The sequence below is a fragment of the Candidatus Nitrososphaera evergladensis SR1 genome, from assembly GCF_000730285.1.
Lineage (GTDB): Archaea > Thermoproteota > Nitrososphaeria > Nitrososphaerales > Nitrososphaeraceae > Nitrososphaera > Nitrososphaera evergladensis.
On record NZ_CP007174.1, the window covers coordinates 1,898,201 to 1,910,027 of the forward strand.

Consider the following 11,827-nt stretch of genomic DNA (forward strand, 5'->3'; position numbering starts at 1 on the left):
GCTCTGACTCGGCAGTGCCGATAAAGAGCTCTTCGTCGTCGGATTTGCGCGACTTTAGGGACTCCACGGGTGCGGCTAGCTTGGCTCAAGATGACTATTAACTTATCTGTTACTGTTAGCTTTTTTCTGCTGCGCCTTGGCGTCGGCCCACAGGTAGTGGAAGTAGTCCTTGGCAAAGCCCGCAAGCGCCGCGTGGTCAGCCCATATCGCTATCGGGTCTATCATGCCGTTTTCTATCATGCCTTCGCCAAGCAGTATCATGACGTGCTTGCCGTCGCCGATAACCCCTCCGCCAAACATGCCGTTCTTTAGCTTTACCTCTGCCACCCTTGACAGCGCCCTTACAATGTCGGCGCTCGTGTCTTCAGACGCAAGCACGTTTATCTTTACGCCCCGCTCGTAAAGCGTGCGGAGCACCGGCTGCATGGGCTTGGCGACGTCCTGCGCGACGCTTGGCAGCGCCACGAGCAACTCCTGCTGGCAGTTTTCCACTATCTCGCTTACCTTGGCAGCGATGTTGTATACGCCCCTTACGACCCAGATCTCGGGCTTCTCCTTGATGCCGCTTTTCGTGTAGATGGGCATCAGTTCGTTTACAATAGCTGCCTGACTCTCGCGAAAACTGTTCTCGCTCCTCATCCTCATGGCCTCAAGGGCTGTGGATGGCGACTTGGGGAAGAACTTTTGCGGACGCGAGCTGTCTGATTCGAGCCAGCCCTTGTCTTCAAGGCTGTTCAATACCTCGTAGATCTTGGAATATGGGACTCCTGACTTTTTGCTGATGTCGGCCGCAGTCATGGCGCCGGCTTCAAGCAGCGAAGTGTAGACGCGTATTTCGTAGCCGGTCATGCCAAGGTCCTCCATCGCTTTCCGCGACCTGTCGGAAATGCTCAAATCCAGATCGCTTTATTACGCCGTTATATATTTACGTTCCAGCAGCGGCAACAATCGTTGAGATTGGCAGGCAAAAACGGCGATTTTGGCTATACACCATTCACCTTAGTAATCAGCACGTTATCTTTATATATTAAATCTGGAGCTTTTCCGCTAAGAAAGTAGTATGGAGCTAATTCACATTAGCAATATGTCCAGCAAGAATGTTGCTGCGAGAAAAACGATCAGGTTTACACAGAGCATCTGCCCGGACTGCAATATGATTCTGGACGCAGAAGTCTTTGAAAGGGAAGGCAAGGTTTTCATGAGCAAGACCTGCCCAACGCACGGCGAAACGGAGGAACTGTACTTTGGCTCTTATGAAATGTACAAGAAGTTCAGCACCTACTGGATGGACGGCAAGGGTGCACACGCTCCTAACGTCATGATTGACAAATGCGCTTGCCCGAACAACTGCGGCCTTTGCACAAACCACCTTTCACACTCTGGCCTTTCCAACATGATAATCACCAACAGGTGCGACCTGACATGCTGGTACTGCTTCTTTTACGTCAAAAAGGGCCTCGAAGGAGCCTACCTCTATGAGCCAAACCACGAGCAGGTGAGGGCCATGATGAAGACGCTCAAGGCTGAAAAGCCAATCGCAGGCAACTCTATCCAGATCACAGGCGGAGAGCCGATGCTCCGTGACGATATCACTGAACTTATCAAGATAATGAAGGAAGAGGGCGTCGACCACGTGCAACTCAACACCAACGGCATCAAGCTGGCCATGTCTCCAGAGACGATGCGCCAGGTGAGAAACTCGGGTGTGAGCAACCTATACCTCTCGTTCGACGGCGTGACGCCGAGGACCAACCCCAAGAACCACTGGGAGATCCCCTACACTCTGGAATCCGCACGCAAGTGCGGCATGACAGTCGTATTCGTTCCTACAGTGATAAAGTCGATCAACGACCACGAGCTGGGCGGAATCATCCGCTACGCGCAAAAGCACATGGATGTCGTGCACGCAGTGAACTTCCAGCCGGTGTCGCTGACAGGCAGGATGGGCAAGAAAGAGCGCGAGAAATACCGCATCACGATTCCTGACTGCATTGAAAGGATCGAGGAGCAGACAAACGGCGAGATAAGCAAGGACGCATGGTTCCCTGTCCCGTCGTGCATGCCAATGACAAACATCATCGAGGCGTTCAGCAAGAAGCCCAAGTACGAACTGTCGATACACTTTGCATGCGGAGCAGGCACCTATGTCTTTGAAGACACACAGACAAGGAAGCTTACGCCACTGACCGCGTTTGTCGACATCAAGGGCGTCCTCGAATACTTTGAAGAAAAGGCCGACGAGATCAGGTCCGGCGCAAACCGCTACTGGACAATGCTCGAAGTCGTCCGCAAGCTCAAGACGTTCGTCGACAAGGACAAGCAGCCGCACGGCCTCGACCTGGCCAAGATGTTCTCCAGCATACTGCTAAAGCGCAACTTTGACTCGGTCGGCAACTGGCACGTAAGGTCGCTCTTCCTTGGCATGATGCACTTCCAGGACAAGTACAACGAGGACCTTGAAAGGCTCCAGAGGTGCGACATACACTACCTGACACCCGACCTGAGAATCATCCCATTCTGCGCCTTTAACGTCATCCCAGAATGGTACAGGGACAGAATACAGAAGAAATACTCCATCCCTGTGGAAGAATGGGAGCAGGCGCACGGCCAGACGCTCGAAGCAGGCCTTTACCGCGGACTGATGAGGCGCGGCAAGCCAGAGGCACAGATGGGCTGCGCCCTCTCTGAGATGCACAGGGAAGCTGCGATGGCAAACGACGACCACAAGGGCGTCGAGCTGCGCAACAACATGGCCGGCGCGTAAGCGCACCTTTCTCTTCTTTTCTCTCTTTTTACTTTCTTTCTATCTATCTAATCTTTAAAACAACTATTGCTGCAGTCTACAAGCGCCAGCGCACGCGAGCCTTTTTCCGTGATTGCATACATCGTGCAAGTGCCTGCAGTCGCGACAGCCTGTACAAGTCCAAATTCAAGCATTCTTTCGACATGCCTGTCTACCGCCTTCCAGTCAATTCCTGACTCGTTTGCAAGCTGGAGCTTGTTCTTTGGCACTGCCGCAAGGAGCGCAAGCAACCTGGCCCTGGTCGGCCCGCCCTTCATCCTGACAAGCAACTCGTACACGCCGCAGCACAGTCCGCATTCGGTCCACTTTTGGCGCACCTGCCCGCGCCACGAATCCCGTCCAAACGAGAGCGACGACATTTCCACGCCAAACTTGCGGTTCTGCAGGTATGGCATCTGCCCAAGTGACTTGTCGCCACCGCCTGCGGAGGTGCGATAGTCAACAAACGCAGCATGGGTGAGAGTGAGGGCGGTAAAAAGAACTATGGTGACGCTTGCGGCCTTTGCGATGTTTGTAGACATCTCTCTGCTAGCGCCTGATGATCTATGTATGTCGTTCTGAGAATAAAAGGATTGGCGGGTGGCAAAACCGTGCGAACCGTGTTTTGCGAGAATGTTACTCGCACCTCCGACTCTTTCTAGTCTTGAGCGACGCTAACATGGGTAATATTCCTATATCTTTGTTATATGCTTATGTCCGAACGGCTGAAAGAAAAGTATTTTCAAGCGTAAAAATAGCTATTGTTTCTACTAGTATTTTCGTATAGGCAGTATATATATATATACGGCCAGGTTCGGCATAGACAGGAAAAGGCAAGCAGGGGCACGAGCAAATTCGCTAGTTTAAATTTTGAACATAAATAGACAGAATTATGAAATTACTCAAAGATCGATAGCTGTTATAAGATAAAAAATACAATTAGAGAGCCAACTTCCAGAGAATTAAAATAAATCTGCGCATCAACAAAAACTCGTCATGCATGACCACAGGACACGTGACCGTCTCTATGCGTATCTCTGGTCGTTTGGCGTCAATGTATCTGCAATCCGACATTCTGACCCTTCGGATGAGGATCTTTCTGATTTTGTAGACCGGTTAGCACTTCTTATGAAAAAGTATCGAGTACAGGTAGTTCCAAGTTTGGTACTCTTGTCCTCCTCGCCTCTGATGAATGAATGTGCAGTTATCTGATCCCGCTAGCTCTTTTGCAGAAATAAAAAAATAATCTGACGTATTGTGGACGCATATATTCATCCGCTGACTGCTGTCTCTTCCATTCCAAGCCTAGACAGTGCCAACCTGCTTGATTTTGGCGAGAGCAGCCGTCCTATCTCTTTGTAACCTAACAAGAAGCTTCTGCCTCTCGGTGTGGTGTAGTATTTGTTTTCGTCTGGGGCGTATTCTAATGCGCCATTTGCTTGCAAAAGTCCAAGGTATTCCTTTACCTGCGGAAAAGACAGGAACGCTTCGTACATTATTCTAGTTTTTATTGCGCCGTCTTGGGCAATGTCTAAAATTGTTGCAGCTATGTCCAATCTGCTTCTATTTTTCATAAAAGTTATAGGGAATAATATTTTAAAAGGGTCGCGAAATTATGCGATAACGTGCAGGGCTTGGCCTTAATTCGCTACCTTGGTACAGTCAATGGCAGACTCTATATTATTATTTTTAACTTGTGTGCGCGTGTGTAGCATTTGCCTAGCTTGGGCTGCTGTGTGTTGTTATTATCATCTTAATGTCTCGGAATTAAGCAGCCTCTCTACTATCCTGGCACCCCCGTGACCCCTGCTGCTTGCATTTGCCCTCGCTCGTTCAGCCTTGTCTTTGGAATCAAATACTCCAAAGATTTCAGTCGCTTTGCCATACGGCGTTGTCAAGTATATCACCCAGAGTTTCATGGTTTTTTCCATTGTGTGTCTTCTGCCCGCCTCTCGTTAAAGCTTGCTTTGATTGATAAATTGGCAAGATTATTAGTCTGAACGTTTTTTGGATGAAAAATCTTGTACGCGGATCTCACCCTGCGACTGCCCTTTTCACCATTTCTGCAACCCTTTCCTTGTCATCCACTTGCACGATTATCTCATCGTATTTTGCGCCTTCCAGCCTGAGTGTGACGCACTTGTCCCTGTCTGAAAGCGCGTAAAAGATCCTGCCCGTCTTGAAATCGTAAAAGCGGCCTGCAAAGTGCGGCGGTAGCGCGGTGCCGCCCGTCTTCAAGCCCTTTATCTCTGCTCTTTCGATGCTTACCTCTTTTATGCAGGCAAGTGGGACCTCTACATTTCTTGCAAGCGACGCAAATTTCGACAGCCTGCCCGCTGGCTCTATCACCAGCATGTCTTCTTCCACCCTGACGGTTACAGAAACCAAGTAAACGCGCGTCTATCATCGGCTGGACCAAGTTATAACATTTTTAAAATCAAAAGCCTGACTGTTAGCAGCATGAACCTTGAGCAATGGTGCCAGCTTGACGAGCGGATCTATGTCGCCGAGTCCGACGAGCGCTACAGGCAGTACGCCGGCCTAAAGCACAGCATAAAGGCAATAGAGCGGCTCGCAGAGATGAAGTCGCTTGCCGCAAGGCTGTTCCTTGAGAATTTCGAAGAGCCCCGGGAACTTTACCTGTCGTCGATTGAAAGCATGGCCGACTCGTCCACCAAAAAGCTCGAGCTGAAACTCTACGACCTGCGCAACACCCGGGTTGTTTCAAGGCAGGCCAGGTTCAACGGGAGACCCGTGAACTGGAGCTCGTGGCGCCAGTACAACAGCGCCGAAAAAGACTCAAAAAAGCGCAAGGCAGTCTTTGACGAGTTTGTAAAAAAGACGCGGTTTGTCGCGCCGGTGGTAAAGGCGCGCTTTGACGCAATAGCCGACGTGTACGCCAAGCAATCGTCAAGCAAAAAGAAGCTTGACCCGCTTGCAGGCTACCTTGAAAACGAGAAATTCACGTACTCGCAGCTGATGGACTTTGTCAAGTCGATGGGCCGGCAGGCCAAAAAGCCGTTCCGGGAGGCCCTCTTGGGCGTTTCAAATAAAGTGCTTGGCCGGCCTGCCGAATACTATGACGATTTCTACTTTTTTAGAAACCGCGTCTACTCCGACCTTGAAAAGCACTTTTCCGGAATTGACCCTACCGCGCAAGTCAAAAGGACGCTTGAAGGCCTCGGCTTTGACCTGTCGCGCATAAAGATTGACGCGGAGAACCGCAAGGACAAGTACCCCTCGCCCATCTGCTTTTTTGTTCAGGTGCCAAACGACATTCGGGTCCTGTACAAGAGCGAAAGCCCGTACTTTGACTTGCAGGGGTGCTACCACGAGATGGGCCATGCGGCACACGCAACGTCTATCGACCCTGCCTTGGACTACTGGGACCGCTATGGGTTTTCGATGGGGATTGCGGAGATATTCTCGATATTTCTGGAGCGCCTGACAAAGAACCGGCGCTACTTGAAATCACTTGGCGTGACTGATGAGCGAGTGCTTGACGAGCTTGCACAGAGAAACAACTTCATGGAGCTCTTTTTCGTCACGTTTTACACTGCAAACTCGATAATGAAGGCCGAGTTCTGGCGCAAAAAGCTCTCTACAAGGCAGGCAAGCGACCTGTATGGGAAATTGCTGAGCGAGTATGTCGGGCTTGACGTTCCCGGCGAATACTGGATGCTCCACCACATACTGCCTGACGCCATAATGTACGTGCCAAGCTACATAATCGCGGCAGTCCGCGCGGCAGAGCTTGAAAAGCACTTGCAAGACAGGTTTGGCGAGGAGTGGTGGACGGTGAAGGAAGCCGGCGAGGAGATACGCCGGTTCATGAGGCCCGGCGCAAAAATCGAGCTGCCTGCGTTTTCAAAGATGGATGCAAGCCTGTTCGTGAACGAAATAATAACGTCGTCATCATCATCAGGCAAGGGCTGATAAGAAAAGAAGCAGTGGAGAGCCGTCTAAAAGACGACGCCCACTGCGGCCTTTTGTTCCTTTGACAGCTCTCGGTAGCCGTCCTTGTCGATGATGGCCACGTTGATGTTGTCGCCGGTTCCGGCGTTCCTGCGGATTGCCGCAGCGATCGCCTGCATCGCCACCTTGTAGGCATCGTTTACGCTCATGCCTTCCTTGTACTCGGGTTCAAGGTAGCCGTACGCAACAGGCGAGCCAGAGCCGGTGGAAATGAACTTTTCCGTGGTGAGCGAGCCAAACAGGTCGATGTTGTATATCCTGCCGCCCTCCTCGTTGGTGTATCCTGCCATGATTATCTGGACATAGTAGGGGAAGTAGCGGTTGTTGAACAGTATGTTTGAGCAGAGCCTTGCGGCGGATTTGACAGGTATGTTCTCCTTGTTTTCAAGCCTGAATATGTTGGCGTTGTAGCGCATCGTGTCTACCAAGTTCTGCGCGTCGGCTACTCCGCCGGCAATCGTCATTGCAAGGTGGTTGTCGACCTTTTGTATCTTCATGACGTGCCTGTCGGCGATAAAGAAGCCGGCGCTTGCCCTGGTGTCTGCCGCCAGTACCACGCCGTCCTTGCATGTCAGGGCGCACGTGGTCGTACCCTTCTTTATTTGCTCAGCGATATACTCCGGGTAACGGTTATCCTTAGGATGCATATAGTATGGCTGCAAGTGTAGCCTAACCTGATTTAAAACTATCTCTGCTCACTTGTTGTTTTATATTTCCCTGCCGCCAATTCCTCTCTCGCTTGGCCCGCCAACCAAGGACCATATTTGAAAAGATCTGGGACAGCCACGTAGTGCACCAAGAGAAGGAAGGGGGACCGTCCTTGCTCTACATTGACCGCCACCTCGTACACGAAGTTACGTCGCCTCAGGCCTTTGACGGCCTCCGGATGAACCACCGCAAGGTGCGCCGGCCAGACCTCACGTACGCGACTATGGACCACAACGTACCCACAACTGCGCGCTCTTTGCCCATAGTCGACCAGGTATCTGCAACGCAGATACGCACGCTTGCAGACAACTGCAGGGAATTTGGGATTACATTATTTGACATGCACAGCCCCGACCAGGGCATCGTACACGTGATAGGGCCAGAGCTTGGGCTTACGATCCCCGGAACTACAATCGTGTGCGGCGACAGCCACACGTCTACGCACGGCGCATTTGGCGCGTTTGCGCTTGGCATCGGGACAAGCGAGGTCGAGCACGTGCTTGCCACGCAGACGATGTGGATGGACAAGCCCAAGACCTTTGCAGTCAATTTTGAAGGCAGGCGAAAGAACAAGCACGCCGTGACTGCAAAAGACATGGTGCTCTACCTCATACGGACAATCGGCACCGCTGGCGGCACCGGCTCCGTTCTTGAATACCGGGGCGACGCAATATCGGAACTTTCCATGGAAAACAGGATGACGATATGCAACATGTCAATCGAAGGCGGCGCGCGGGCTGGCCTTGTCGCGCCCGACGAAACGACTTTTGACTACGTAAGGGACAGGCGCTATGCGCCAAAGGGCGAGCAGTACGAGCGCGCAGTGGAATACTGGAAGGAGTTGCGAACAGACGAGAACGCAAAATTCGATAGATCTATTACAATAGACACTGCCTCGCTTGCGCCGCAGGTCAGCTGGGGCACAAACCCCGGGATGGTGTTGAGCGTGAACGAAAGCGTGCCCTCTCCAGACGAGTTTGCCAAGGGAAACGAAAACGAGCGCAAGGCGGCCGTCCGCGCGCTGGAGTACATGGCACTTGTTCCCGGAACGCCGGTGACCGACATCAAGCTTGACCGCGTCTTTGTCGGCTCGTGCACCAACTCGCGCCTTGAGGACCTCGTCGAAGCGTCCGTCGTGGTCAAGGGCCGCAAGGTATCGCCAAGCGTGAGGGCGATGGTGGTGCCCGGCTCGCAGCAGGTAAAGGCATCGGCAGAGAAGCTCGGCCTTGACAGAATATTCAAGGATGCCGGCTTTGAGTGGCGCGAGTCAGGATGCAGCATGTGCCTTGGGATGAACCCCGACATCCTTGCACCCGGCGAGCGCTGCGCAAGCACCTCAAACCGCAACTTTGAGGGCAGGCAGGGGGCAGGAGGACGGACGCACCTTGTAAGCCCAGTGATGGCCGCAGCGGCTGCAATTGCAGGTCATTTCGTAGATGTCAGGGAGTGGCTATAGCAGCATGGAACCATTTACCGTATTGAAGAGCAAGGCGACGCCCCTTGACAGGGTAAACGTCGACACCGACCAGATAGTGCCAAAGCAGTTCTTGAAGCTTGTAAGCCGCTCGGGGTTTGGCCAGTACCTCTTTTACGACTGGCGATTCGACGCAGAAGGCAGGCCCCGGCCGGATTTCGTGCTAAACGACCCCAAGTACAAGGGAAGGCAGATACTGCTTGCCCGTGACAATTTTGGCAGCGGCAGTTCACGCGAGCACGCTGCATGGGCTATACTTGACTATGGCTTTAGGGCAGTGGTAGCGCCGTCTTTTGCAGACATTTTCTACAACAACTGCTTCAAAAACGGCGTCCTGCCGGTCAGGCTTGCAGCGCAAGAGGTCGACTACCTCTTTCAGGACGACGGCTTGGAAATAGAAATAGACCTTGCCAAGCAGACGGTGAGGGCAGGCCAAAAGGAGATGCACTTTGAAATAGATGACTTCCGAAAGAAACTCTTGCTTGAAGGCCTTGACAGCATCGGCCTTACGCTCAAGCTTGACAGCGAGATATCAAAGTACGAGCGGCAAAGGCAGACTTTTGCGCCTTCTCTCTGACAAGATTTTTATCTAAACTCCTCCAGAACTGCAGCGTACAAATGGCCGGCATAGTCGCCATCTACAACCACGGCACGGAGCCAAGGCAGGCCGTGGTCTATTACCTTGCGCACGCCATGCGCATGCTGCAGCACCGCGGCAAGGCGTACTGGCGTATGATGGTCGGAAGCGGGTCTGCCGGCGCAGAAGGCTCGCTTCCTGCAGACGACGCGATACTAAAGGTGGCGCACAGGGAAAAGCTGGCCGGCGTATGCGGCATCGGCTATTTGCTAAAGAGGTCGCCTCCCTTTGCAAGCATGCAGTCTGCCCAGGTGGCGTTTGACGGGTTTTTCGTGGACACTGAAAAACTGCATCTGCATCCATACATCGGGCCGGCAAAGCACTCTGACTCGCTCTTCAAGATCTACCATATCTTTGTGACGCTCTTGAAAAAAGACCCTGACAGGGCAGTCGAGTTCCTCGACAGGCACCTGCGCGGAAACCTGCTGGTAAAACTTGAAGATGAGGTGTACGCGTACCGGGACAGCACCGGCTTTAAGCCCCTTGTCACGGCGTCGCGAAAGGACAGGACGCTAAACATTGTCGCCTCTGAGAACTCGCTCCGGGCGTCGCTTATCGACATGGAGTTTTCCGAGATAAAGCCCGGCCAGCTGCTAAAGCTGAGCAAGCGCGCAGGCCTTGAGGTTATTGCCACAAGCCACGACTCGAAACTCATGATGGACCCGTTTGAGTTTATACGCGAGTCAAACGTGGTGGCAACCCTTGGCGGCAAGAGCATCTACGAGATACGAAAGAGCATCGGAAAAGAGCAGGCCAACATGCTCTCGCTTGACCTGAAGGTGGCAGACCTTGACTCCGCTTATGCGGAGCCTGACTATACCCGCCCGATGGCGCTTGGCTTTGGCCTTGCGTACAGGAAGCACTTTCCGCCCTTTGACATTGCAGAGGGCGTCATAAAAGACAGGTACGACGACTCGGACAACATGATTGACTTTTCAGAGCAGGACAGCAAGAACAAGCTGCTCACGACGGGCAGGTCGCTCAAGTTCGTGATGCAGCCGCTGGTCAAGGGCAAGAACATTGCGACCGTGCAGGGCACGATACAGACAAGCGCCACTGCCCGGGAAACCATCTACTATTTGAAAAATGCCGGCGCAAGGAGGATAGACGTTGTCGTTAGTTACGTGCCGACCGTGGACGGCAGGCAGGTTGGCCTGTACACGCACAACCGCGACCTTGTGGCCAACAAGTACGTAGGCGAAGTGTCATCGATAAACGAGTTGAACCAGAACATCGCAAAGGAGCTTGGCGCAGACTCTGTCTATTACAATTCGCCATCAGTCCTTGCAAAGGGCATCGGCGTGCCGGAGCACAACCTATGGTTCCCAGAGTGGGTCAGGTTCCTCGACTACAAATGACGATAACAAAAAGCGACGTCGAGCCGGGCCGGATAAGGGGCCCGCCTGCAAAATCAAAGGTCCTGATGTCAGACATGGCGATGCAGAATCAGGGCTTTGTAATTACAAAGGTAGAGATGTGCCAGTACGTCGAGCGCACAGACGAAAAGCTGGGCGACTACTCTCTCTTGATCGCAATCGTCCATACTGACAGGGGCACGGTGGAGATGAAGTACGACGAGGGCTTTCGCGGGCCGGACGCGTTTGACTCTGCCGTCACGATGCTCCTGCAGTACGTCGGCCTGTCCGCCCTTATCAACCGCGCCCTGATTGCGCTTTCAGAGTAGCTTTTCTTCTGCCTCCGACAGGCTGCTGACGCGGATGGGCCAGTCAAAGTCGCGGTTCCACGGCTGGTTGAACAGTATCGCCGATTTTGGCTTGACGACATCGATTATGTTCTTTGGCGCGTCGTCGATGAGCACGTCAAACGGGTAGTTTGCCTTCGGGACTGCGTCGTAGATGAACAACAGGTCGTCGGCAAATACCTTGTGCATGTCCAGCCACTTTGCCACGTACGCCACCGTCGGCCTCTCCCTTTTCGTGATTATCGATATCCTGTAGCCTTTGCGGTGGATGCGCTTGGTGACGGCGCCGATGCCCGGCTCTGTCGGCGGGATCTCGCGCCAGCGACTCTTCCAGACGTGGCTGAAATATTTGTAGACGTCTTCAGGGGTTATCGGCAGGACCGTTGGTATGTCCCATCTTATGATGTCCTGCTTGGTTATCTTGGCGTTTCTGCGCATGTTGTACTCGTCTGCCCAGACGAGCATCACGTCTGCAAGCACCGAGTCGACGTCAATTGCGACCGTCTTGACTGCGCGTGAAAAAGTGTTATTGTCGCCGGACATGATGGA

At 52.8% G+C, this 11,827-nt stretch carries 13 protein-coding genes; 6 read left to right on the plus strand and 7 right to left on the minus strand.

The window, feature by feature from the left end; translation table 11 throughout:
* Window positions 1-102 precede the first annotated feature (102 nt).
* Entirely contained in the window at window positions 103-894 is a 792-nt protein-coding gene (locus NTE_RS10400; protein ID WP_148700952.1) for a TrmB family transcriptional regulator, read from the minus strand.
* A 166-nt stretch (window positions 895-1,060) separates the two neighbouring features.
* On the opposite strand from NTE_RS10400, the gene tes reads away from it, so the two are divergent.
* Window positions 1,061-2,764 (plus strand): tetraether lipid synthase Tes, encoded by a 1,704-nt coding sequence (gene tes / locus NTE_RS10405; protein WP_193354069.1) that lies wholly within the window; start codon window positions 1,061-1,063, stop codon window positions 2,762-2,764.
* Window positions 2,765-2,811: 47 nt separating this feature from the next.
* Here the strand turns inward: tes and NTE_RS10410 are convergent, their stop codons facing one another.
* The 4 genes from NTE_RS10410 to NTE_RS10425 all read right to left on the minus strand — a co-directional run bounded on the left by NTE_RS10410 (window position 2,812) and on the right by NTE_RS10425 (window position 5,170).
* On the minus strand, window positions 2,812-3,324 hold the full coding sequence (locus NTE_RS10410) for a hypothetical protein (protein WP_148700954.1): 513 nt from the start codon (window positions 3,322-3,324) through the stop codon (window positions 2,812-2,814).
* A 729-nt stretch (window positions 3,325-4,053) separates the two neighbouring features.
* Complete coding sequence (locus NTE_RS10415; RefSeq protein WP_148700955.1) at window positions 4,054-4,356, minus strand: Sso10a family chromatin protein; 303 nt, start codon at window positions 4,354-4,356, stop codon at window positions 4,054-4,056.
* 174 nt (window positions 4,357-4,530) lie between these two features.
* Complete coding sequence (locus NTE_RS10420; protein ID WP_148700956.1) at window positions 4,531-4,713, minus strand: DUF7336 domain-containing protein; 183 nt, start codon at window positions 4,711-4,713, stop codon at window positions 4,531-4,533.
* Between the two features lie 103 nt (window positions 4,714-4,816).
* A complete protein-coding gene (locus tag NTE_RS10425) occupies window positions 4,817-5,170 on the minus strand; it encodes a PH domain-containing protein (protein ID WP_148700957.1) in 354 nt (117 codons plus the stop codon).
* A 72-nt stretch (window positions 5,171-5,242) separates the two neighbouring features.
* Here NTE_RS10425 and NTE_RS10430 point away from each other — a divergent pair, with 72 nt between their 5' ends.
* Entirely contained in the window at window positions 5,243-6,718 is a 1,476-nt protein-coding gene (locus NTE_RS10430) for a gluzincin family metallopeptidase (protein ID WP_148700958.1), read from the plus strand.
* 26 nt (window positions 6,719-6,744) lie between these two features.
* Here NTE_RS10430 and psmB read toward each other — a convergent pair whose 3' ends face one another.
* A complete protein-coding gene (psmB, locus tag NTE_RS10435) occupies window positions 6,745-7,404 on the minus strand; it encodes an archaeal proteasome endopeptidase complex subunit beta (protein WP_148700959.1) in 660 nt (219 codons plus the stop codon).
* A 92-nt stretch (window positions 7,405-7,496) separates the two neighbouring features.
* Between psmB and leuC the strand changes: the two genes are divergently transcribed.
* From leuC to NTE_RS10455, 4 genes are read left to right on the plus strand one after another with little or no spacing between them, the layout of a single operon-like run.
* Window positions 7,497-8,921 (plus strand): 3-isopropylmalate dehydratase large subunit, encoded by a 1,425-nt coding sequence (gene leuC / locus NTE_RS10440; protein WP_148700960.1) that lies wholly within the window; start codon window positions 7,497-7,499, stop codon window positions 8,919-8,921.
* A gap of 4 nt (window positions 8,922-8,925) precedes the next feature.
* Complete coding sequence (gene leuD, locus NTE_RS10445) at window positions 8,926-9,516, plus strand: 3-isopropylmalate dehydratase small subunit (RefSeq protein ID WP_148700961.1); 591 nt, start codon at window positions 8,926-8,928, stop codon at window positions 9,514-9,516.
* Window positions 9,517-9,557: 41 nt separating this feature from the next.
* Entirely contained in the window at window positions 9,558-10,934 is a 1,377-nt protein-coding gene (locus tag NTE_RS10450; RefSeq protein ID WP_148700962.1) for an amidophosphoribosyltransferase, read from the plus strand.
* Window positions 10,931-11,260 carry a hypothetical protein gene (locus NTE_RS10455; protein WP_148700963.1) on the plus strand — a complete coding sequence of 110 codons (330 nt, stop codon included), beginning with the start codon at window positions 10,931-10,933 and terminating at the stop codon, window positions 11,258-11,260. The genes NTE_RS10450 and NTE_RS10455 overlap by 4 nt, the downstream gene beginning before the upstream one ends.
* On the opposite strand, the gene NTE_RS10460 is transcribed toward NTE_RS10455, so the two are convergent.
* On the minus strand, window positions 11,252-11,821 hold the full coding sequence (locus tag NTE_RS10460; RefSeq protein WP_148700964.1) for a 5' nucleotidase, NT5C type: 570 nt from the start codon (window positions 11,819-11,821) through the stop codon (window positions 11,252-11,254). The genes NTE_RS10455 and NTE_RS10460 overlap by 9 nt on opposite strands.
* Window positions 11,822-11,827: the final 6 nt, after the last annotated feature.